The organism is Shinella sp. JR1-6 (assembly GCF_004284735.1).
Taxonomy (GTDB): domain Bacteria; phylum Pseudomonadota; class Alphaproteobacteria; order Rhizobiales; family Rhizobiaceae; genus Shinella.
Window position 1 is genome coordinate 1 of record NZ_SHMI01000037.1, and the last position, 22479, is coordinate 22479.

At 65.2% G+C, this 22479-nt stretch carries 22 protein-coding genes, 1 tRNA gene and 1 rRNA gene; 20 read left to right on the forward strand and 4 right to left on the reverse strand.

Features of this window, described 5'->3' with window-relative positions:
* The 16 genes from EXZ48_RS35325 to EXZ48_RS30960 form a co-directional block, all read left to right on the forward strand.
* On the forward strand, window positions 1–240 hold a 240-nt coding region (locus EXZ48_RS35325), incomplete at its 5' end, for a hypothetical protein (RefSeq protein ID WP_207900553.1).
* A 50-nt stretch (window positions 241–290) separates the two neighbouring features.
* Window positions 291–405, forward strand: a 5S ribosomal RNA gene (gene rrf, locus EXZ48_RS30890).
* Window positions 406–674: 269 nt separating this feature from the next.
* Window positions 675–751 (forward strand) — tRNA-Met (locus EXZ48_RS30895).
* Between the two features lie 372 nt (window positions 752–1123).
* Window positions 1124–2233 (forward strand): phytanoyl-CoA dioxygenase family protein, encoded by a 1110-nt coding sequence (locus tag EXZ48_RS30900; protein WP_245462408.1) that lies wholly within the window; start codon window positions 1124–1126, stop codon window positions 2231–2233.
* 70 nt (window positions 2234–2303) lie between these two features.
* On the forward strand, window positions 2304–3248 hold the full coding sequence (locus EXZ48_RS30905; protein WP_023515028.1) for a sugar ABC transporter substrate-binding protein: 945 nt from the start codon (window positions 2304–2306) through the stop codon (window positions 3246–3248).
* A gap of 85 nt (window positions 3249–3333) precedes the next feature.
* A complete protein-coding gene (locus tag EXZ48_RS30910; RefSeq protein ID WP_207900555.1) occupies window positions 3334–4455 on the forward strand; it encodes an ABC transporter permease in 1122 nt (373 codons plus the stop codon).
* Window positions 4455–5231, forward strand: a complete 777-nt coding sequence (locus EXZ48_RS30915; protein WP_130520804.1) for an ATP-binding cassette domain-containing protein — start codon at window positions 4455–4457, stop codon at window positions 5229–5231. The genes EXZ48_RS30910 and EXZ48_RS30915 overlap by 1 nt, the downstream gene beginning before the upstream one ends.
* A gap of 138 nt (window positions 5232–5369) precedes the next feature.
* Complete coding sequence (locus EXZ48_RS30920; RefSeq protein ID WP_130520806.1) at window positions 5370–6491, forward strand: Gfo/Idh/MocA family protein; 1122 nt, start codon at window positions 5370–5372, stop codon at window positions 6489–6491.
* A 19-nt stretch (window positions 6492–6510) separates the two neighbouring features.
* Window positions 6511–7500 carry a Gfo/Idh/MocA family protein gene (locus tag EXZ48_RS30925; RefSeq protein WP_130520808.1) on the forward strand — a complete coding sequence of 330 codons (990 nt, stop codon included), beginning with the start codon at window positions 6511–6513 and terminating at the stop codon, window positions 7498–7500.
* Window positions 7501–7639: 139 nt separating this feature from the next.
* Window positions 7640–9076, forward strand: coding sequence for an NAD-dependent succinate-semialdehyde dehydrogenase (locus EXZ48_RS30930; RefSeq protein ID WP_130520810.1), 1437 nt, complete (start codon window positions 7640–7642; stop codon window positions 9074–9076).
* Window positions 9077–9087: 11 nt separating this feature from the next.
* Window positions 9088–9903 (forward strand): HpcH/HpaI aldolase/citrate lyase family protein, encoded by an 816-nt coding sequence (locus EXZ48_RS30935; protein WP_023516481.1) that lies wholly within the window; start codon window positions 9088–9090, stop codon window positions 9901–9903.
* On the forward strand, window positions 9904–10893 hold the full coding sequence (locus EXZ48_RS30940) for a hydroxyacid dehydrogenase (RefSeq protein ID WP_130520812.1): 990 nt from the start codon (window positions 9904–9906) through the stop codon (window positions 10891–10893).
* 2 nt (window positions 10894–10895) lie between these two features.
* Window positions 10896–12404 (forward strand): sugar ABC transporter ATP-binding protein, encoded by a 1509-nt coding sequence (locus EXZ48_RS30945; protein WP_130520814.1) that lies wholly within the window; start codon window positions 10896–10898, stop codon window positions 12402–12404.
* Window positions 12405–12409: 5 nt separating this feature from the next.
* Window positions 12410–13417 carry an ABC transporter permease gene (locus EXZ48_RS30950; RefSeq protein WP_371687685.1) on the forward strand — a complete coding sequence of 336 codons (1008 nt, stop codon included), beginning with the start codon at window positions 12410–12412 and terminating at the stop codon, window positions 13415–13417.
* 33 nt (window positions 13418–13450) lie between these two features.
* On the forward strand, window positions 13451–14398 hold the full coding sequence (locus tag EXZ48_RS30955; protein WP_130520816.1) for a substrate-binding domain-containing protein: 948 nt from the start codon (window positions 13451–13453) through the stop codon (window positions 14396–14398).
* Between the two features lie 168 nt (window positions 14399–14566).
* A complete protein-coding gene (locus tag EXZ48_RS30960) occupies window positions 14567–15478 on the forward strand; it encodes a MurR/RpiR family transcriptional regulator (protein WP_023516486.1) in 912 nt (303 codons plus the stop codon).
* A 60-nt stretch (window positions 15479–15538) separates the two neighbouring features.
* Here EXZ48_RS30960 and iolG read toward each other — a convergent pair whose 3' ends face one another.
* Window positions 15539–16540 (reverse strand): inositol 2-dehydrogenase, encoded by a 1002-nt coding sequence (gene iolG, locus EXZ48_RS30965; RefSeq protein ID WP_130520818.1) that lies wholly within the window; start codon window positions 16538–16540, stop codon window positions 15539–15541.
* Window positions 16541–16667: 127 nt separating this feature from the next.
* Between iolG and EXZ48_RS30970 the strand changes: the two genes are divergently transcribed.
* A complete protein-coding gene (locus EXZ48_RS30970) occupies window positions 16668–17843 on the forward strand; it encodes a Gfo/Idh/MocA family protein (RefSeq protein WP_130520820.1) in 1176 nt (391 codons plus the stop codon).
* A gap of 90 nt (window positions 17844–17933) precedes the next feature.
* On the forward strand, window positions 17934–19775 hold the full coding sequence (iolD, locus tag EXZ48_RS30975) for a 3D-(3,5/4)-trihydroxycyclohexane-1,2-dione acylhydrolase (decyclizing) (protein ID WP_130520822.1): 1842 nt from the start codon (window positions 17934–17936) through the stop codon (window positions 19773–19775).
* A gap of 88 nt (window positions 19776–19863) precedes the next feature.
* On the opposite strand, the gene EXZ48_RS30980 is transcribed toward iolD, so the two are convergent.
* Window positions 19864–20283: a helix-turn-helix domain-containing protein gene (locus EXZ48_RS30980; RefSeq protein WP_130520824.1), complete on the reverse strand. Its 420-nt coding sequence runs from the start codon at window positions 20281–20283 to the stop codon at window positions 19864–19866.
* Window positions 20284–20354: 71 nt separating this feature from the next.
* Here EXZ48_RS30980 and EXZ48_RS30985 point away from each other — a divergent pair, with 71 nt between their 5' ends.
* Both EXZ48_RS30985 and EXZ48_RS30990 read left to right on the forward strand, forming a co-directional pair.
* The gene (locus EXZ48_RS30985; RefSeq protein ID WP_130520826.1) at window positions 20355–20744 is read left to right on the forward strand and encodes a hypothetical protein; all 390 of its coding nucleotides are present in this window, start codon (window positions 20355–20357) and stop codon (window positions 20742–20744) included.
* A 104-nt stretch (window positions 20745–20848) separates the two neighbouring features.
* Window positions 20849–21340, forward strand: coding sequence for a GAF domain-containing protein (locus EXZ48_RS30990; protein WP_130520828.1), 492 nt, complete (start codon window positions 20849–20851; stop codon window positions 21338–21340).
* Window positions 21341–21399: 59 nt separating this feature from the next.
* On the opposite strand, the gene minE is transcribed toward EXZ48_RS30990, so the two are convergent.
* Window positions 21400–21663 carry a cell division topological specificity factor MinE gene (gene minE / locus EXZ48_RS30995; protein ID WP_023516257.1) on the reverse strand — a complete coding sequence of 88 codons (264 nt, stop codon included), beginning with the start codon at window positions 21661–21663 and terminating at the stop codon, window positions 21400–21402.
* Window positions 21660–22475 (reverse strand): septum site-determining protein MinD, encoded by an 816-nt coding sequence (minD, locus tag EXZ48_RS31000; protein ID WP_023516256.1) that lies wholly within the window; start codon window positions 22473–22475, stop codon window positions 21660–21662. The genes minE and minD overlap by 4 nt, the downstream gene beginning before the upstream one ends.
* Between the last annotated feature and the right edge of the window lie 4 nt (window positions 22476–22479).

Consider the following 22479-nt stretch of genomic DNA (forward strand, 5'->3'; position numbering starts at 1 on the left):
GAAGCGCAGCAATGTGTGAAGCTTACCGGTACTAATAGCTCGATTGGCTTGATCGTTCTCATTGTTCATGCTCATCGAATAAATTCGATGAGCCATCTCTTCTGTCCTGACGCACGCAGTGCTCCGGACGGGCCGCGCCATACGGTATTTTGCTTTGCAAAAACCGGGGCGCGACGGCCTCTGGCCTTGCGGAGCTACGCTCCGTTGCCCACAGAAGAAAAAGACGTGTTCACAAAATAAGACAAACAGGCGAAAGCCTACCAGCTTCTCATCACATTGCCCTTAGCCGACCTGGTGGTCATGGCGGGGTGGCCGCACCCGTTCCCATTCCGAACACGGCCGTGAAACGCCCCAGCGCCAATGGTACTTCGTCTTAAGACGCGGGAGAGTAGGTCGCTGCCAGGTCTGCTAAAGGCAATGTGAGCAGGTTTTGTCGAAAGACAAATACCGACAGGTTTTTACCGCAAGGTAAAATACCGACAACGATCTTCTCGACACACATTCGGCCCTGCCGAAACCAAAGGGCCGCTTCAAGCGGCCTTTGTGCGTTCCAAACCTCGGTGCGAGGCCACAGAAATACAACGGTGTTTTGCCTCCGGCAAAAACCGGACCGGGAAAAAGCGTTCAGGACGAGACAATCGTCGCGGTATTTTGCCTCCGGCAAAACCGGGTAACGCGGGGTGGAGCAGCCCGGTAGCTCGTCAGGCTCATAACCTGAAGGCCGCAGGTTCAAATCCTGCCCCCGCAACCAAATCTAAAAGCCCTCCCTTCGCGGAGGGCTTTTTGCGTTTGAAGCCCCAAAACAATCCCCCTTTTCCACCCCGCAAGCCGCATCCGTATAATGCCAACGAAATCGGCAACGGAGACGGAAACCATGGACGCGTCGTCTTGGACGTGGCAGATGTGTTGGGCATCATCAGGATTGCCTGCGATTGGTAACGTCTTTGCCAGTGAAGCAGCGCAGCCCGTATTGACACCGATAAAATTTCACAATTAATATTGCAGTCAATTGATGGTCGCAATTTTTGATCTGCGTTTGCAGCTCGCCATGCCCGGGGAGGGGCGGGGTGAGAGCGATGGCTGCCGTCAAGCCGGTTTTCAGGCATCGGACAGGAGGATTTCGATGAACGATATTGCAACGGTGATCGACCTTGCGCAATTCCGCCGCCAGGTGGAGACCGTGACGACCATGGCGATGTGCCCGACGGCGATCGCCATCGAGAAGAACATCCCCGTCTATGACGGGGCCTCGCTCGATGACGGCATCGGCCCGGAATGGGCCTCGGTCATCGGCGAGGGGCCGGGTGTCTTCGTCGTCAAGCGCGCCTTCATCGACCCGGGCGCCATCGATGCGGCAAGCGATGTCTTTCGCAGCATCATCGCCGAGGAGCGGGCGGCGGGCACGGCAGCCGGCGACCATTTTGCCAAGGCGGGCGCCAACGATCGCATCTGGAACTCGCTGCAGAAACTCTGCCTGCGCGATCCTGCCATCTATGCCCGCTACATGGCCAATCCTGTCATCGATATTGCCTGCCGCGCCTGGCTTGGCCCGGGCTACCAGATCGCCACGCAGGTCAACCAGGTCCGTCCCGGCGGCAAGGCGCAGGCGCCGCACCGCGACTACCACCTCGGCTTCATGAAGCCCGAGCAGATGGCGGAATATCCGAGCCATATCCACGCCACCGGCCCGACGCTGATCCTGCAGGGCGGGGTCGCTCACTGCGACATGCCGGTGGAAAGCGGCACGACGAAGCTCCTGCCGCATTCTCAGCGCTATCTGCCGGGCTATGTCGCCGCCACGCGTCCGGAATTCCGCGATTACTTCGAGGAGAATTGCGTCCAACTTCCGCTGGAGAAAGGCGACGCGATCTTCTTTTCCCCCGCGCTGTTCCATGCGGCCGGCGAGAACCGCACGGCGGACGTCGTGCGCATGGTCAACCTTATCCAGACGGCTTCCGCCTTCGCCCGCCATATGGAAAGCCTCGACCGCACCGCGATGGTCCGCGCGGTGTACCCGCATCTGGCGGCGCTGTCGCCGGCCGGGCGGCGGGCGGTGATTGCCGCGACGGCGGATGGTTATCCGTTCCCGACCAATCTCGACACTGATCCGCCGCTCGGCGGTCTTGCGCCCGAAAGCCAACAGGACCTCGTTGCCCGGGCCGTTGAGGAGCGCTGGGATCAGGCGCGCCTCGATACCGCTCTTTCGGCGCAAGGCGCAAAACGGGCGGCCTGACATCTTGGGTTACCCGCAAAGGCTTCGGGCGGGGAGCGAACAGGAAGCCGACTTCGGGAGGACGTTAAGCATGAAGAAAATCCTGCAATCCCTTGCCCTCGGCGTGCTGCTGGCGACGACGGCGCTCGCCGGTGCTGCCCATGCGGATGGCGAGAAATTCGTCTGGATCAGCCACGGCCCGGACAGCGACAGCTGGTTCAACGTCATCAAGAACGCGATCAAGGTGACGAACGAGCAGATGGGCGTGACGACCGAGTATCGCAACCCACCGACGGGCGACCTTGCCGACATGGCACGCATCGTCCAGCAGAGTTCGGCCGCCGGCGTCGACGGCATCATCGTCACCATCGCCGATTTCAACGTGCTGGAAGGGCCGATCAAGGATGCCGTCGCCAAGGGCATTCCGGTCGTCACCGTCAACTCTGGCACGGTGGAGGAAAGCCAGAAGCTCGGGGCGCTGATGCATGTCGGCCAGCCGGAATATGAAGCGGGCCTCGGCGCCGGCAAGCGCGCGAAGGAGGCGGGTATCAAGAGCTTCCTGTGCGTCAACCACTACATCACCAATCCGGCCTCGGTGGAGCGTTGCCGCGGCTTTGCCGAGGGCATCGGCGTCGAGCTCGGCAACCAGATGGTCGATTCCGGCATCGACCCGTCGGAAGTGCAGAACAAGGTGAAGGCCTATCTCACTGCCAATCCCGATACCGGCGCCATCCTGACGCTCGGTCCCAACTCGGCCGAACCGTCGATCCGCGCGGTCAAGGATATGGGCCTCGACGGTGACATCTATTTCGGCACCTTCGACCTTTCTGCGGAAATCTCCGCCGCCATCAAGGACGGCACGATCAACTTCGCGATCGACCAGCAGCCGTTCCTGCAGGGCTCGATCCCGATCCAGGTGCTGACGAGCTATGTGCGCTACGGCGTCGCCCCGGCCAATTCCATCTTCACCGGCCCGGGCTTCGTGACGAAGGACAACATCGCGCTGGTCGAGTCCCTGGCGGGCCAGTACCGTTGATCTGACGTTTTCGCGGGCGCGGGCGGGCAGCCGCCCGCGCCCCGGTCTTTCGAGGCCCGATCTTTCGAGGGAGGAGAGTGCATTCATGACGGACGTCATTCCAGACGCGCTGAAGGACGAGCGCATCAAGCCCGTCTCGCCGCTCCGGCGCGCGCTGATCCGCCCGGAGCTTGGCGGCATCTGCGGTACCATCCTGGTCTTCCTGCTCTTTGCAGCGGTCGCTGGCGACAGCGGCATGTTCGCCGCCGAGGGCGTGATGAACTGGACGGTGGTGTCGGCCCAGTTCATGATCATCGCGGTCGGCGCCTGTCTCCTGATGATCGCCGGCGAGTTCGACCTCTCCACCGGCTCGATGATCGGCTTTTCCGGCGTCATGATGGCGATCCTGTCGGTCCATATCGGTGTGCCGCTGTGGCTTGCCATCGTCATCACCTTCGTCTTCTGCATTCTTCTGGGCGGCGTCAACGGCTGGCTGGTCATCCGCACCGGCCTGCCGTCCTTCATCGTCACGCTCGCCTTCCTCTATATCCTGCGCGGCCTGACGATCTGGGGCTCGATCTACTTCACGCGCCAGACGATCATCGGCGGCGTTGCGGAAAAGGCGGCCGGCGACTGGCTGGCGCCGCTCTTCGGCGGCAAGATCCTCGGAAGCCTCTTCATCTGGATGGGCGAGATGGGCTGGATCGCCACCTTCACCCGCGGCAACCGCGCCGGCCAGCCGGTCATCGACGGCATTCCCATGCTGGTCGTCTGGGCGATCGTGCTCGTCGTCTTCGGCCACTGGTTGCTCACCCGCACCAAGTTCGGCAACTGGATCTTTGCGGCCGGCGGTGATGCGCTTGCGGCGCGGTATGTCGGTGTGCCGGTCAACCGGGTGAAAATCCTGATGTTCATGTTCTCGGCCTTCTGTGCCTGTGTCTTCGCCACCTGCCAGGTGATGGAATTCGGCTCGGCGGCGGCAGACCGGGGCCTGCTCAAGGAGTTCGAGGCGATCATCTGCGTCGTCATCGGCGGGGCGCTGCTTACCGGCGGTTACGGCTCGGTCATCGGCGCGGCGCTCGGAGCGATCATCTTCGGCGTCGTGCAGCAGGGCCTGTTCTTCGCCAATGCGGAAAGCTCGCTCTTCCGGGTTTTCCTCGGCGTCATCCTCCTGACTGCGGTGATCATGAACACCTACATCCGCCGCATCATCACGGGAGAACGCTGATGTCCGCCATCGTGGAGATGAGAAACATCACCAAGCACTTCGGCCATGTCATCGCGCTGGCCGGCGTCTCCTTCGACATAAGGCCGGGCGAATGCCACTGCCTGCTCGGCGACAACGGTGCGGGCAAGTCCACCTTCATCAAGATCATGTCCGGCGTCTACAGGCCGAGTGGCGGCGAGGTGCTGGTGGAGGGCACGCAGACGCTCTTCCAGAGCCCGCGCGATGCGATGACGGCCGGCATCGCGACCGTCTACCAGGATCTCGCGATGATCCCGCTGATGAGCGTCAGCCGCAATTTCTGGATGGGCCGCGAGCCGGAGCGCGGCGTCTGGCCGTTCAAGACCTTCGACACCGGCAAGGCCGATGAGATCACCGTCACCGAAATGCGCAAGATGGGCATCAACCTGCGCGGTCCCGATCAGGCGGTGGGCACGCTTTCGGGCGGCGAGCGCCAGACGGTCGCCATCGCGCGCGCGGTCTATTTCGGCGCCAAGGTGCTGATCCTCGACGAGCCGACCTCCGCGCTCGGCGTACGCCAGACGGCGAACGTGCTCAGCACCATAGACCAGGTGCGCAAGCAGGGTATCGGCGTCGTCTTCATCACTCACAATGTCCGCCATGCGCTTGCCGTCGGCGACCGGTTCACGGTGCTCAACCGCGGGCAGACCCTGGGCACGGCCGAGCGCGGCACGGTGGATGCGGCAGCCCTGCAGGACATGATGGCGGGCGGGCAGGAACTGGCGCTGCTGGAAGCCTCGCTCGGCGGCACGATCTGACAAGAGCAATCAGGCGCCGTGGCGTTGCTTGCGCCCCGGCCGCACACCGAGCGTTCATAGTGCAATGATTTCGCAATAAATGTTGCAAAAATGCTGCTCACGGAAAACCCGTGGGCCATCATCCGGGGAACAGAGAGAATGAAGAAGAAGCTCCGTCTTGGCCTCATCGGGTCGGGTTTCATGGGCAAGACGCATGTCTTCGGCTTCGCGGCCGCCGCAAGGGTCTTCGACTTGCCCTATGAGGTGGAACTGGCAGCTATCGCGGACGCGACCCCGGCACAGGCAGAAGCCGCCCGCGCAGCGCTCGGTTTCGGGCGCGCCACGGACGACTGGCGCAGCCTGGTGGCGGATCCGGAAATCGACATCGTCGACATCACGGCTCCCAATGCCCTGCACAAGGACATGGCGCTCGCCGCCATCGCCGCCGGCAAGCATGTCTATTGCGAAAAGCCGCTCGCTCCGCTGACGGGCGATGCCCGGGAAATGGCGGAGGCCGCAGAAAAAGCGGGCATCTGCACGCAGGTCGGCTTCAACTATCTTTGCAATCCGATGCTGAACCTGGCGCGGGAGATGATCGCAGTCGGGGAGCTCGGCGAAGTCCGCGGCTATCGCGGCCTTCATGCCGAGGATTACATGGCCGATGCCGCCGCGCCCTTCACCTTTCGCCACGATCCTGCCGGCGGCGGGGCGCTGGCCGATCTCGGCAGTCACGCGCTGGCGACCGCCGAATTCCTGCTCGGCCCCATCGAGAGGGTGATGGGCGATTGCGTGACTGTCATCGCCAGCCGCCCGGATGGCAGAGGCGGCATGCGCACGGTGGAGACGGATGATGTCGGCCGCGCCTTCCTGCGCTTTGCAAACGGTGCCACCGGTTCCATCGAAGGCAACTGGGTCGCCACCGGCCGCAAGATGCAGCACGATTTCGAGGTCTACGGCACCAAGGGCGCGCTCGCCTTCTCGCAGGAACATTTCAACGAGCTGCATTTCTACTCCACGGCCGACCGAAAGGGCCGGCAGGGTTTCCGCCGCATCGAGGCGGGGCCGGACCACGTGCCCTATGGCCGCTTCTGTGTCGCGCCGGGCCATCAGCTCGGCTTCAACGACCTGAAGGCGATCGAGGTCGCCGGGTATCTGGAAGCGATTGCCGGCCTTCGGCCCGAGCCGTTCAATTTCCGCGCCGGCCTGCGCATCCAGACGCTGGTGGAGACGATCCATGCCTCTGCGCGTGCCGGCACCTGGCGTGTCGTGGATGCCGGCTGAACGAAGGAGGAGAGGAACCATGAAGACGGTTGGAGTGGGCGTCATCGGCGCGGGCGTGATGGGGGCGGAACATGCGCGCATCCTTGCCAGCGATGTCGCGGGCGCACATCTCGTTGCCGTGGCGGACGCCGATCTGTCACGGGCCGAGGCGGTCGGGCAGGGTGCGCGGCCGACGAGCGATGCGCTGGCGCTGATCGCCGATCCCGCGGTCGAGGCTGTCCTCGTCGCCTCACCCGATGCCACGCATCACCGGCTGGTGCTGGCGGCGATCGCGGCGGGCAAGCCGGTTCTGTGCGAAAAGCCGCTTGCCACGAGCACGGCCGAATGCCTGGAGATCGTCGCGGCCGAACAGCATGCGGGCCGGTCGCTGGTGCAGACCGGTTTCATGCGCCGCTTCGATCCGGCCTACCGGGAGCTGAAGGCGACGCTCGACAGCAGGGCGCTCGGCGCCGTGCGCATCCTGCATTGCCAGCACCGCAACGCCGCGGCGCCTGCCTGGTTCACCGGTGCGATGGCGATCACCAATTCGTTGGTGCACGAGATCGATGTCTGCCGCTGGCTGCTCTCGACGGAATACAGTGCCGTCACCGTCATTCCCTGCCCGTCGGAAGCCGAGGGGAGTGGCGACCCTGCGATGTTCGTTTTCGAGACGGAGGCCGGCAGCCTCGTTTCCGTCGAGGTCTTCATGAACGCCGCCTATGGCTATCATGTCCATGCCGAGGCCGTCTGTGCAGGCGGCACGATCGGCATGGCGCATCCGGCGCTCACCCGCACGCGGCGCAACGGCGCGGAGGAGGGGGCCTTTCCGGCAAACTGGGTTCCTCGCTTCCGCGATGCCTATCGCCTGCAGAATCAGGCCTGGATCGACGGCATCCGCAATGGAACGCCGCCCGCCGATGGCTCGACGGCCTGGGATGGCCTCGTCGCCACGTGTCTTGCCGACCAGATCGTCGAGGCAATGGCGACGCGCCGGCGCACGCCGCTCGTGCTGCCGGAACGGGCGCACTGAACCGTGCAACGTGTTGGTGATCGCACCAAACGTTGCGGATTGTTCTTGACTTGCAATGAAAATTGCTTTCTTTCTGATTTTGGAATTACGCTTGCGGACGCGGCCCCTTCGGGCGGCGCCCCCGCATGGAGGAGGCAGCATGTACGGCGCATACGGATTGTTCATTGACGGTGCCTGGTCGGGGCCCGCGCAGGGCGCTTCGGTGGAGATCGCCGATCCCGGCAACGGTGCAGTTCTCGGCAGCGTGCCCGCGGTGAGCGTCGAAGATACGGAGCGCGCAATTTTTGTTGCGGAGCGGGCCTTCCGCAGCTGGAAAGCGACGCCGGCGTGGACACGCGCCGACCTTTTGCACAAGGCCGCCGATGCCATGGCCGCCCGCTCTGCTGAGGCTGCCCGCCAGATCACGCTGGAGACCGGAAAACCGCTCGCCCAGTCCGGCCGCGAATGGAGCCTCGCCGTCGACCAGTTCCGCTGGTACGCCGAGGAGGCACGCCGCATCTATGGCCGCATCGTCGAAAGCCGCGCGCCGGGCGGCCGGCTGGAAGTGTCGCATGAGCCCGTCGGCGTCGTCGCCGCCTTCACCGCCTGGAACTTTCCGGCGGCGCTGATCGCCCGCAAGGTCGCCCCGGCGCTCGCCGCCGGCTGCGCCGTCATCGTCCGGCCCTCCGTCGAGGTGCCCGGCGTCGCGATGATCCTTTTCGATTGCCTGCGCGAGGCCGGCATCCCCGCCGGGGTCGCCAATCTCCTGGTCGGCCCCACAGCCACCACCTACAAGCCCATCATGGCCGCGGCGGCCGTGCGCAAGGTATCGCTGACCGGCTCCACCCGCGTCGGCCAGCAGATGATCCGCGACAGCGCCGAGACGGTGAAGCGCGTCAGCATGGAACTCGGCGGCAATGCGCCGATGATCGTCTTCGACGATGCGGATCTCGACCGCGCGCTCGATCTCGCCGTGCCGACGAAATATGCCAATGCCGGCCAGGTCTGCGTCACGCCGGACCGCTTCTATGTGCACGAGGCGCTGCACGACCGTTTCGTCGAGGGCTTTGCCGTCCGCGCCCGGGCGCTGAAGCTCGGCCACGGCCTCGACGAGGCGACACAGATGGGGCCGCTGATCAACGAGCGCCGCATTGCTGCCATCGAGGAGATCGTCGCCGATGCGCGCGATCGCGGCGGCAGGATCCTTGCCGGCGGGCGACGCCCGGCGGAGATGCATGCCGGCTTCTTCTTCGAGCCCACGGTCATCACCGGCCTGCCGGATGATGCGAAGGCGATCGCCGAGGAGAATTTCGGCCCCATCGCCGCCATCACGCCCTTTGCCACGGCCGACGAGGTCTTCGACCGCGCCAACGCCTCCGAAATGGGCCTGTCCGCCTATGTCTTCACCCGCGATGCCGGCCGCGCCCGCGAGGCGGCAGCACGGCTGGAGGCCGGCATGGTCGGCGTCAACAGCTTTGCCCTGGCCGCGGCCGAGGCGCCCTTCGGCGGCATCAAGGCGAGCGGCATGGGCCGCGAAGGCGGCACCGAGGGCATCCTCGACTATTCCAACGTCAAGCTCGCGCAGATGACGGTCTGAGGGAGGCATCCATGATCCGGAACGGTGTCAAGCAGCGCTGGGCGGAAGGCAAGCCGGTGCTCAACGGCTGGCTTTCCATAGCCAGTTCCTTCAGCGCGGAGATCATGGCCGCGCAGGGCTACGATTCCCTCACCATCGACCTGCAGCACGGCATCGTCGGTTATGACGGCGCTGTGCCGATGCTGCAGGCCATGCGGGCAAGCGGCGTGACGCCGCTGGTGCGCGTGCCCTGGCTCGATCCGGCCGACATCATGAAGGCGCTGGATGCCGGCGCCTACGGCGTCATCTGCCCGATGATCAACACCCGCGCCGAGGCCGAGCGTCTTGTGTCCTATGTGCGCTATCCGCCGGCCGGCGTGCGCAGCTTCGGCCCGAGCCGCGCTTTGTTTTCCGCCGGCCCCGGTTATGCCGCCGAGGCCGACGGCGAGATCATCTGCCTTGCCATGATCGAGACCGCGCAGGCCTATGAGAACCTCGAGGATATCCTCGCCACGCCCGGCCTCGACGGCGTCTATATCGGCCCGGCCGACCTGACGCTCGGCCTGCAGGGCAAGCGCTACGCGCCGGGCTTCGACCGCCGCGAGCCCGAGATGATCGAGGCGATCAAGACGATCCTCCACGCCGCCCACCGGGCCGGCAAGCGGGCGGCGCTGCACAACGGCACGGCGGATTATGCCGCGGAAGCCGTCGGCTGGGGTTTCGATCTCGTGACCGTCTCCAACGACGTCCGCCTGCTCGCCGGCGCCGCCGAGGCGAGCGTCAGGGCCTTCCGCGAGCGCGTGCAGCAGGTCGCTCCCGCCGACACGATCGACACGGGAGGATATTGAATGCCGAGGATCCTGGTGGCCGGCAAGATCCATGCGGACGGCCTTGCCGTGCTGAACTCCGCGCCCCGTATGGTGATCGACTATGTCGAGGAGGTCTCCGCAGCGAGCTACGAGCCGCTCCTGCCGATGGCCGATGCGCTGCTCATCCGCACCCAGCCGCTTCCTGCGGCCTTCATCGCGGGAGCGCCGCAGCTGAAGATCGTTTCCCGCCACGGCGTCGGTTACGATTCCGTCGATGTCGCGGCGCTGAACGGCCGCGGCATCCCGCTCGCCGTGGTCGGCGACGTGAATTCCCGTGCGGTGGCCGAACATGCCGTCATGCTGATGCTCTCGGCCGCGCGGCGCACCGTGCTCTTCGACCGCAGGATGCGTCAGGGCGACTGGAACTACCGCAACAGCCTCGATGCCGACGAGCTCGACGGGCGCACGCTGCTGATCGTCGGCTTCGGCCGCATCGGCCGGCGGCTTGCGCAGATCGGTGCGGCGCTCGGCATGACGGTGCTCGCCTATGACAAGTACCAGGACGCCGCCGGGATTGCGGCCGCGGGCGTGATGCCGGTCGATGACCTCATGGACGGTCTGCATCGTGCCGATGTCGTGTCGCTGCATGTGCCGAAGTCCGGACCCGAGCCGCTGATCGGCGCGGCGGAACTGGCCGTGATGAAGCGCTCGGCCATTCTCGTCAACACGGCACGGGGTGGGCTGATCGACGAAAAGGCGCTGCTGGCCGCGCTGGAGGAGGGACGGCTTTCCGCGGCGGGGCTCGACGTGCTCGATTGCGAGCCGCCGGCCGGCGATGACCCGATGCTTGTCTGCGAGCGGGTGGTGCTCTCCCCGCACAATGCCGGACTTACAGAGGCTTGTGCGCGGCGCATGGCGATCGCCGCGGCGGCAAACATTCTCGATTTCTTCAAGGGGACGCTCGATCCGGCGCTCGTCGTCAACCACGCCGAGATCGCGACATACCGCCCCGCGACGATCGGGGCCTGATCATGACGCTTCTGGCTTTTCGCGATATTGCCAAATCCTACGGCACCGTACCGGTGCTGAAGGGCATCGACCTCGTCGTCGAACCGGGCGAGGTTCTGGCCCTTGTCGGGGAGAACGGCGCCGGCAAATCGACCCTCATGCGCATCGCCGCCGGCCTTGCGCCGCCCTCCTCGGGCACGATGCTGCTGGATGGTGCCCCGGCTCCGGCAAACCTCCATGCTGCCGAGCGGGCGGGCATCGTCATGGTGCACCAGGAGTTCTGCCTCGCCCCGCACCTGACGGTGGCGGAGAATGTCTTCCTTGGCCGCGAGATCACACGCGGCCTTTTCACCGATCGCAGGGCGATGGAGATGCGGGCGCGCGACCTTCTCGCGGAGCTGGGTTCTGCGGCGCAGGTGCGGGCACGGCTCAGCGACCTTCCCGTCTCCGACTGGCAGATGATCGAGCTAGCCAAGGCCTTCGCCCGCCAGCCGAAGCTCATCCTGATGGACGAGCCGACCGCCGTGCTTTCGGCGACCGAGGCCGGCAACCTCTTTGCGCGCATGCGGGCCTTCCGTGCGGCGGGCGGCTCGGTGATCTTTACCTCGCATCGCCTCGACGAGGTGAAGGCGATCGCCGACCGGGTCGCGGTGCTGCGTGATGGTCAGATCGTGCGTGTCGAACAGGCGTGCGACATTTCCGAGGATGCTATGGCCGAGGCGATGGTTGGCCGGCCGCTGGCCGAGATCTACCCGCCGCGTCGTGGCGCGGCCCTGCGAAAGCCGCTTCTCAGCGTGATCGGCCTCACGGCGCCAGGCGCGGTGGAAGAGGCGACGCTGGAGATTCGAGAAGGCGAGGTGCTCGGCATTTCCGGCCTTGTCGGGTCCGGCCGCACCGAGCTTTTTGAGGCACTGCTTGGCCTGCGCCCGGCGAAATGCACGTCTTTCGTGCTGCGCGGCGAAAAGCGCCGGCTGCCGGCGGCGCGCGAGGCCTGGGGGTTGAAGCTCGCCTACCTGACGGAGGACCGAAAGGGCAAGGGCCTGCTGCTCGGCAAGCCGCTAGCGGAAAACGTCGCCCTGACCAGCGGCGCGATCGCCGGCACGGCCTGGATCGACCGGTCTGCCGAGCGGCGCGATCTCAAGGCGGCCGTCGCGCGCTACGACATCCGCACCGGCCGGCTCGATGTCACGGCGAGCGCGCTCAGCGGCGGTAACCAGCAGAAGGTGCTGATCGCCAAGACGTTGGGGGCGGAACCGGATCTCGTCGTCTTCGACGAGCCGACGCGCGGCGTCGATATCGGCGCCAAGCAGCAGATCTACGAAATCATCGCGGGGCTCGCCGCCGCGGGCAAGGCGATCGTCGTCATCTCCTCGGAGATGCAGGAGATCGTCGGCCTGTCCGACCGGGTGCTCGTCATGCGGCGCGGCCGTATCGCCGGCGAGCTTTCCGGCGATGTCATCAGCGAGACCGACATTATCCGATTTGCCATGGGCCTCGAAGAAAAGGGTCCGCAGGAGGAGGCAAGCCTTTGACCGACATCACCGCCACGTCTGCCGGCAACGCAGCCGCGTCGCCGGGCCGCACCCTCGTCGGCCTGTTCGGGGCCGCCGGTCCGCTCATCGCGCTCATCCTCCTGATGCTGGTCGGCACGCTGATGAGCGACAGCTTCCTCGGCGCGGAGAACCTTTCGAACGTCTTCACCCGCAGCGCCATCATCGGCATCATCGCGGTCGGCGCTACCTTCGTCATTACGGCGGGCGGGCTGGACCTGTCGGTCGGTTCTCTCTCGGCGCTCGTCGCCGGCATGACGATCATGTTCATGAATTCGGCGGCCGCCACGCTCGGCGACGGTTGGCAGCTCGCCGCCGCCGGCATCCTCTTCTCGCTGGTCATCGGTGCGGCCGCGGGCTTCATCAACGGCTTCATGATCGTGCGTGGGCGTGTCGAGGCCTTCATCGTCACGCTCGGCGCCATGGGCATCTTCCGCTCGGTCATTACCTGGCTTGCCGATGGCGGCTCCATCTCGCTTGATTTTTCGCTGCGGGATGCGGTGCGGCCGATCTATTACGGTCAGGTCTTCGGTATCGCCGTGCCGATCATCGTGCTTGTCGTCATCGCCATCCTCGGTGAGCTGACGCTGCGCCGCATGCGCTTCGGTCGCCATGTCGCCGCCATCGGCTCGAACCGGCACGTCGCCTTCTATTCGGCGATCCCCGTCAGCCGCGTGCGCATCCTCACCTATGTCATCCAGGGGCTCTGCGTCGCCGTCGCCACCGTCATTTACGTGCCGCGCCTTGGCGCCGCCACGCCCTCCACCGGTCTCATGTGGGAGCTGGAGGCGATCGCCGCCGTCATCATCGGTGGCACGGCGCTCAGCGGCGGTTTCGGCCGCATCTGGGGCACCATCGTCGGTGTGCTGATCCTCGGTTTCATCAGCAACATCCTCAACCTCACCGGCTTCGTCAGCCCCTATCTCAACGGCGCCTTCCAGGGGGCGATCATCATCATCGCCGTGCTTTTGCAGCGTGACCGGGCGCAGGGCTGACGCTTCATTTCACTTCAACAGGGAGACAAGTGAATGTTCCATCGATTGAAATCCATGCTCGCCGCAGCTGCGGTGGCCGTTGCCGCCTTCACGGCGCCCGCCCTTGCCGCCGACGCCGTCATCGGCGTCTCGATCCCGGCGGCGACGCACGGCTGGACGGGCGGCCTCAACTACCACACCAAACGCACGATCGACCGGATGAAGGAAGCCTTCCCAAACATCGATTTCGTGCTGGCGACCTCCTCCAGCGCGACGCAGCAGGTCAACGACATCGAGGACCTGATGGCGCGCAACATCAACGCGCTTGTCGTGCTGCCCTTTGAATCCGACCCGCTGACCGAGCCGGTCAAGGCCGCCAAGGCCAAGGGCGTGTTCATCGCCACCGTCGACCGCGGCCTTGCGGAAGAGGGTATCGAGGATCTCTATGTCGGTGGCGACAACCCGCAATACGGCACGGCGGCCGCCGAGTACTTCAAGAAGAAGTTCCCGGACGGCGGCAAGATCGTCGTGATGCGCGGCATCCCGACGGCGATCGACAACATCCGCATCGACGCCTTCAATGCTGCTCTGAAGGATACGAAGATCGAAGTGCTCGACATGCAATATGCCAACTGGAACCCGGACAAGGGCTTCGAGGTGATGCAGGACTACCTGCAGCGCTTCCCTCAGATCGACGGCGTGTGGGCCGGTGACGACGATGCGGCGCTTGGCGCCATCGAGGCGATCAAGCAGGCCGACCGCAAGAATGTTACGGTGCTCGGCGGTTCGGGCATGAACAAGGTCATCAAGCTTGTCATGGACGGCCACGATATGGTCGATGCCGACATTTTCTACCCGCCGACGCTGATCATCCCGGCGATCGAGCTCGTCACGATGAAATACGCCACGCAGGCCCCGATCAATGGCCGCTACGTGCTCGGCAGCCCGCTGATCACCAAGGACAATGCCGCGGAATACTATTTCCCCGACGCGCCCTATTGATAGCAGGCCCGGAGCACGCCTCCCGGCCTCCCGCCATGCTCCCGGGCATGGCGGGATGTGCCGTTTCCGGGCGAGCGTTGCAGACTTCGGTTTTATGCAATACTGCAAATATGGACCGGCACCGGCTCATCCCGGATCCGAAACAGTACCATCCGGGGAGTAGGCCGTATGCCGAGGGTAAAGCAGTCCGATCAGCCGCCGCCGAAGACGGCGAACTACGAGACCTTCGTCAACATCGTCACCGAGGCCTATCCGAACCTGTCCGACCGCTTCCAGCAGGTTGCCCGCTTCATCACGCAGAACCCGAACATCGTGGCGATGCAGTCGATCAACGCCATTGCCGAACAGTGCGGCGCGCACCCTTCCATCCTCGTGCGCTTCGCCCAGCATTTCGGCTTTTCCGGCTTCAAGCAGCTCCAGTCGGTGTTCCAGAGCCGCCTGTCGACGGCCGCACCCGGCTATCGCGAGCGCATCAGCGCGCTCGACGTCGACCTGGAAAAGACCAAGCGCAAAGGCAATCTCGGCTTCCTGCACGACCTCGTCGTGCGTGACATCGCCACCTTGCAGGAGCTCCTGAACACCACGACGGAGGAGAGCCTGTCGCAGGCGGCGCGCGCGCTGAAGAATGCCAACACCATCTTCATCGCCGGCCAGCTGCGCTCCGAGCCGATCGCCAAGTTCCTGCGCTACGTGCTCTCCATGCTGCAGTGCCGGGTCATCCTGCTCGATCCCGCCGGCGGCCTAGCGCCCGAAATGGCCAAGGTCATGGGCAAGAAGGACGTGCTGGTCGCCATCGCCTTCCGCCACTATGCCAAGGAGGTGGTGACGATCGCCGATGTCGCGGCCGAGAACGGCACGCCCATCGTCGCGATTACCGACAGCCAGCTCTCGCCGCTCGCCAAGAACGCGGCCGTGCTCTTCACCATCCCGGAAGACGAATATTCCTTCTCGCGCTCGCTTGCCGCGCCGATGTGCCTGACGCAGACCATCGCGGTGGCACTTGCGGCCCTCCTGCAGGAGGACAAGAAGGGCTCGCCCGAGATCCCGACGGTCACGGGCAGGCAGCGGCGCAAGAGCTAGAGCAATTCCAGCAAAAGTGCGTAGCGGTTTTGCGTCCGGAAATGCTCCAGCCACGGCCCTTCAGCCGGTGATCTCCTCGACCCTGACGAAGCGGCCTTCCGCCTTGGAGCGGATGGCGGCCTCGGCCAGCACCAGCGCCTTCTCGCCGTCGTCGAAGGTCACGTCCGGCGCAGCGTTGGCGGCGACGCAGTGCAGGAAGGATTTCAGGCCGATCTCGAAGGCTTCGACGTAGCGCTCGATGAAGAAGTCGAGATAGGGTTCGCCTGCGCCGGTGGCGGTCGCGGTGAAGCGCTCGACCTGGTGGGCGCGCCGGTTGCCGGAGATCAGCATGCCCTTTGCGCCGAACAGCTCGACGCGCTGGTCGTAGCCATAGGCGGCAGCGCGGGAATTGTTGATGTGGCAGAGCTTGCCGCTCGCGGTGCGCAGGACGATCATCGTGGAATCGACGTCGTCGAATTCCGTAAGCGTCGGGTCGATGAGCGTGCTGCCGGTGGCGAAGACCTCGACGGGCTCCTCGCCCAGCATGAAGCGGGCAAGGTCGAAATCGTGGATGGTCATGTCGCGGAAGATGCCGCCGGAAACCTTGAGATAGTCACGCGAGGCGAGGCCAGGATCGCGGGAGGTGATGATCACCTGCTGGAGATCGCCGATCTTGCCGGCGTGCACCGCGTCGCGCGCGGCCCGGTGGCCCGGATCGTAGCGGCGGTTGAAGCCGATCTGGACCGGCCTGTCGAAGCCGGCGATGGCCTTGCGGCAGGCGACGACACGGGCAAGCGAAAGGTCGATCGGCTTCTCGCAGAAGATCGGCTTTCCGGCGCGCGCGGAGGCCTCGATGAGGTCGGCATGGGTGGCCGTGGAGGTGGCGATCAGCACGGCGTCGGCAAGGGCGATCGCTTCGTCGGCGCTGGCGGCGACCGGGCAGCCATAAAGCCGGCCGATCTCCTCGGCGGCGGCGGCCAACGGGTCGTAGACGGCGGCAAGCGTGGCGCCTGCGGTGCGGGCGATGGTGGCCGCGTGCATCTTGCCGATGCGCCCGCAGCCGAGCAGTGCGATCCTCGTCATGGTTCCTCCTCCTGATGTGATGGATGGATTGCAAAAAAAGTTGCATGTATTGAATTTCGTCAATATTAATTCTGAAGAGGGTTTTTGCAACCCCGTTCCGGGCGGCCAGAATGTGGAGGAGGAGAGCATGGCGGAGTTTCCCTTGGCCGGGCGCCGTTTGCGGCTCGGCGTTATCGGCGGCGGGCAGGGCAGTTTCATCGGCAAGGTGCATGCGCGTGGCGCGCGGCTTTCGGGCCGCTGGGATGTGGTGGCCGGCGCGCTGTCGTCCCGCCCGCAGGTGGCGCAGGAATCTGGCCGCGCCTGGCTCCTTGCGGACGATCGCATCTATACGGACTATCGCGTGATGGCCGAGCGTGAGGCGGCGCGGCCGGACGGCATCGACGCCGTGGCAATCACCACGCCGAACAATTCCCACCACGCCATCGCCGTCGCCTCCCTGGAAAAGGGCATCGACGTCATCAGCGATAAGCCGCTGACGACCACGCTCGACGATGCGCTCGACCTGGTGCGCCGTCAGAAGGAGACGGGCCTCGTCTTCGGCGTCACCTATGCCTATGCCGCCTCCGCCATGGTGCGCCAGGCTCGCCAGATGATCGCGGAGGGCGCGCTCGGCAAATTGCAGCAGGTGCACGTCGAGTATTTCCAGGAATGGGCGCTGACGCCACCGAGCGAGGCCGGAGCCGGCGCCCAGTGGCGCGTCGATCCCGCCATCGTCGGTCCCACTTTCACGACCGGCGATATCGGCACCCATTGCCATCATCTCGGCGCCTTCGTTTGCGGTCGCCCCGTCACCGCCGTCCGGTCGGAGTTCCACACGCTCGGCCCGCCGAAGGCGCTGGAGGACACGGCCTTCATGCATGTGCGCTACGAGGGCGGCATTCCCGGCACCATCATGATCTCGCAGGTCGCGCCCGGCGCCCATTGCGGCCTGCGCATCCGCGTCTTCGGCGACAAGGCGAGCCTGGAATGGAACCAGGAGGAGCCGGAGCTGCTGCATGTCCGCCGCTTCGGCGAGCCGGCTTGCGTGCTGACGCGCGGCGAGGGGGCGGGCATCGGCACGCATGCGGCGCGTTTCGTGCACATGCCGCGCGGCCATCCGGAAGCGCTGAGCGACGCTTGGGGCAATCTCTACGAGGAATTCGCCATCGCCATCGAGGCGCGCCGTCTCGGCCGGACCCTGCCCGAGGGGCTGCTCGCCTATCCGACGGTGGTGGACGGCGCGCTCGGCGTGAAGTTCATCGAGGCGGCGCTGGCCTCCAGCCAGTCGGGCGGCGCCTGGGTGGGCTGCTCTCTGCCATCGTGATATGCAATAAGTATTGCAATAATTTTTAACATGAAATAAGAGTTTCCGGACAGTGGCCGCCGCGAAAAGGCCGGCTGAGGGAGGTTTACCATGTCCATCATCCGCCTGACCATGGCGCAAGCTCTGGTGCGTTACCTGTGCAACCAGTTCACCGAGATCGACGGGGAGCGCGTACCGCTGTTTCCCGGCGTCTTCGCCATTTTCGGCCATGGCAATGTAACATGCCTTTCCGAGGCGCTGGAGGCGGTCAAGGACACGCTGCCCACCTGGCGCGGCCAGAACGAGCAGTCGATGGCGCTTGCCGCGATCGGCTTTGCCAAGGCGACGCGGCGCCGCCAGATCATGGTGGCGACCAGCTCCATCGGCCCGGGAGCGCTGAACATGGTGACGGCGGCCGGCGTGGCGCATACCAACCGCCTGCCCATCCTGCTTCTCGCCGGCGACAGTTTCGTCAACCGCCGGCCCGATCCGGTCATGCAGCAGGTCGAGCATTTCGGCAATCCGACCATCACCGTCAACGATGCCTTCAAGGCCGTGACGCGCTACTGGGACCGCATCGTCCATCCCGAGCAGATCCTCTCCTCGCTGCCGCAGGCCGTCGCCGTCATGCTGGATCCCGCCGATTGCGGCCCGGCTTTCCTGGCTCTGCCGCAGGATGTGCAGGAGATCGCCTGGGACTATCCCGAAAGCTTCTTTGCGCCGACGATCCACAAGGCGCCGCGCCCGCGGCCGGATCGTGACAGCCTTGCGGAGGCCGTGCGCGTGCTGAAGGCGGCAAAACGCCCGCTGATCATCTCCGGTGGCGGCGTGCGCTATTCCGGCGCGGAAACGGCGCTCGCCGCCTTTGCCGAAAAGCACGGCATCCCGCTCTGCGAGACCATTGCCGGCAAGGGCACAGTCACCCATGACCATCCGGCCCATGTCGGCCCGATCGGCATCGTCGGCTCCACCTCGGCCAATGCGCTGGCGGGCGAAGCCGACGTGGTGCTCGCCGTCGGCACGCGCCTCATGGATTTCACCACCGGTTCCTGGACCGCCTTCTCGCCCGATGCCCGCTTCGTCTCGATCAATGCGGCCCGCTGGGATGCCAACAAGCACCGCGCCGTCGCCGTCGTCGGCGATGCGCTGGAGACGGTCTCCGAACTGGATGCCGTGATCGGCGACTACAAGGCGGATGCCGGCTGGACGGAGAAGGGCCGGCGCGAATTCGCAAAATGGAACGCGGCGCTCGACGGCTACCAGAAGCCGACCAATGCACCGGTGCCGACCTATGCCCAGGTCGTCGGCATCGTCAATGCCAAGGCCGGGGAGCGTGACCTTCTGATCACCGCCGCCGGCGGCCTGCCGGGCGAGGTGATGAAGAACTGGCGCGTCAAGGCGCCGAACACCTTCGACTGCGAGTTCGGCTTCTCCTGCATGGGTTACGAGATCGCCGCCGGCTGGGGCGCCGCCATGGCCGATCCCACCCGCACGCCGATCGTCATGATCGGCGACGGCACCTACATGATGATGAACTCGGACATTTATTCGACCGTGCTGTCCGGCCACAAGATGATCCTCATCGTCTGCGACAACGGCGGTTATGCCGTCATCAACCGCCTGCAGAACGCCAAGGGCACGCCGGGGTTCAACAATCTCCTGAAGGATTGCCGCGTCAAGGAACCGTTCGCGGTCGATTTCGCCAAGCACGCCGAGGCGATGGGGGCTCTCACCCGCCGGGTCGAAAGCCTTGCCGATCTCGGCGACGCCGTTGAATGGGCACAGACGACCGACCGCACCACCGTCATCACCATCGTCTCCGACGCCTTCACCTGGACGCCGGGCGATGCCTGGTGGGATGTCGGCGTGCCGCAGGTGAGTGCGCGGGCAGAGGTCAATGCCGCGGCGGCCGACCAGCAGGCCGGCCGCAGGAAGCAGCGCGTCGGCGTTTAACCGCTTGGCCTTCGGCAGAACTGGCCGGGCCCGGCATGCGAAAGCGTGCCGGGTCTCTTTCTTGGTGGCGCGGCGACAGGACCGCCTCTCACCGCGCCCGCATCTGAAGATGCATCATTTCCAGAAGCTTGCCGACATCCGAAGGGCTGCCGATCGCGATGATCTTCAGTGTTCCCGCCTGTGGATCGAATGCCGTCTGGAGATGCAGTGGCGGGGTGCCGGCGTTCCCGGTAAGTGCGACGGCCTGGAGAAATGTCGCCATGCGTTCCGCGGCCTCGAGCGTGATGTCGGGGATGTCCGTTATGCAGGTCGTGCGCGCGCTCCCGTCCAGTTCGCTTCCCCCGCTTGCGACGCCGGCAAGCGTGTCTAGATCGACCCGGAGGATGCGGTAGGACTTTCCGACCCGCGTTGCAGGCAGCCGCCCGTCGTGGATGTACCGCAGCACGGTTTTCGGGTGCAGGTTCAGCTGCTGCGCTGCCTGTTCGACGGTCAAAAGCTGTTGCGTCATGTGATGTGCTCTGATTTATTCCCTATTGCTCTATATAAATAGATTTTTATGGAACATTGAAGGACGTTGAGATGGTAATTCAACCGCAAGGGAATGTCGACAAGACAAGCGATGCCGCTGGTGAAATGAAAGCCCGCATGCGCGGCGATCTGCGCGCCGCCATAAAGGAGGGCCGCCCCGACGAGGCAAAACTGATCCGGACGCTCGTCGCGGCGATCGACAACGCCGAAGCGCCGCCGCTTCAGCCGGGGCACCGTGCCGCAGATCACCACAGCTTCCGCGACGGGTCGGCGGAGGTCGATCGGCTTTCCCTGAGCGCTGCGCAGGTGCAGGCGATCCTGCTGGCCGACATCGCCGAGCGCGAGCGCGCGGCCGCCGAGATGGACCGCCATCAACGGCCGGATCGCGCCGATGCCCTGCGTGCCGAAGCGCGGCTTGCAAAACGCTACATTCTGGAATGAGGCCGTAAGCAGCCGGCTGATTCCGCGCCGGTCTCCACCCTTGCAAGGTCAGTTGCCCGGGTCTATCGACGATCCGATGAAAACCGTCGTCCATGAGGACTGCCATGCATGAGATTCGGAAAATCGAGGCGGCTGACAAAATCGGCTTCTACCGCGAGCTGCTCGCCCAGGCCGAGGGCTTGCTACATGGCGAGCGCGATGCCATCGCCAACGCGGCGAACCTCTCCGCGCTGATCTTCGGCGCGGTCGCCGATCTCAACTGGGCGGGCTTCTACTTCCTGAAAACGCCGCAGGAACTGGTGCTCGGGCCGTTCCAGGGCAAGGTCGCCTGTGTGCGCATCCCTGTCGGCAAGGGCGTCTGCGGCAGCGCGGTGGCCGAGCGCAAAAGCCAGCTCGTGCGGGATGTGCATGCCTTTCCGGGGCATATTGCCTGCGATGCCGCCTCGCGCTCGGAACTCGTCACGCCGCTCGTCCGCGACGGCGTCGTGTTTGGTGTTCTCGATCTCGACAGCCCGCTGCCCGGCCGGTTTACGGCGGAGGATCAGGCCGGCTTCGAAGCGCTCGCCGCACTCTACGTCTCGGCGAGCGATCTCTGAAACGGCAGGCGCCCGGCTTTCACCGGGCGTTTTTTGTTTGTGGCAGCGGAGGGGAGGCCTTAAGCCGCCTTCTTGCCGGCGTCGAACGGGATCTCGATGTCGACGGCAAGCGTCGAAACCTGCGCGCCGCGCTCCATCTTGATCGAGACCTTCTCGTCATCAACCTGCATGTGCTTGGAAATTGCCTTCAGGATCTCGTCGCGCAGCTTGTTGACGAGGTCCACGTCACCGGTGGCGGCCCGCTCATGGGCGAGCAGCACCTGCAGTCGCTCGCGCGCTGCCGGCGCCGACTGGGCGCGGGAGAAGAAACGGAACAGATTCATGCCGCCTTCCTTCCGAAAATCTTGCCGAGGAAGCTGCGCTTGTCGCCGGGGATCGTGACCGGCAGGGTCTCGCCCTTGAGGCGACGGACAGCTTCGAAATAGGCGAGTGCCGGAGCCGAGCGTCCGTCGGCGAGCGTCACCGGAGCCCCGACGTTCGAGGCGCGCAGCACGTCCATGCTCTCGGGGATGATGCCGAGCAGCGGGATGGAGAGGATTTCCAGGACGTCGTCGACCTTCAGCATGTCGCCGCGCTCGGCGCGCACGGCGTCGTAGCGCGTCAAAAGCAGGTGCTTTTCGACGCGCTCGCCGTTCTCCGCCCTCAGCGTCTTGGAATCGAGCAGACCGATGATGCGGTCCGAATCGCGTACGGACGAGACTTCCGGATTGGTGACGACGATCGCCACGTCGGCGTGGCGCATGGCAAGGGTCGCGCCGCGTTCGATGCCGGCCGGGCTGTCGCAGATCACCCAGTCGAAGGCGTTCTTCAGGGCGGCGATGACCTGCTCGACACCCTCGGGCGTGAGATTGTCCTTGTCGCGGGTCTGGGACGCCGGCAGCAGGTAGAGCGTCTCGACGCGCTTGTCGCGGATCAGCGCCTGCGTCAGCTTGGCTTCGCCCTGGATGACGTTGACGAGGTCATACACGACGCGGCGTTCCGCACCCATGACGAGGTCGAGATTGCGCAGGCCGACGTCAAAATCCACGACCACGACCTTCTCGCCGTTTTGCGCCAGCGCGGCGCCGAGCGCGGCAGACGACGTCGTCTTGCCGACGCCGCCCTTGCCCGATGTGACCACGATTACCTTGCCCATTGAC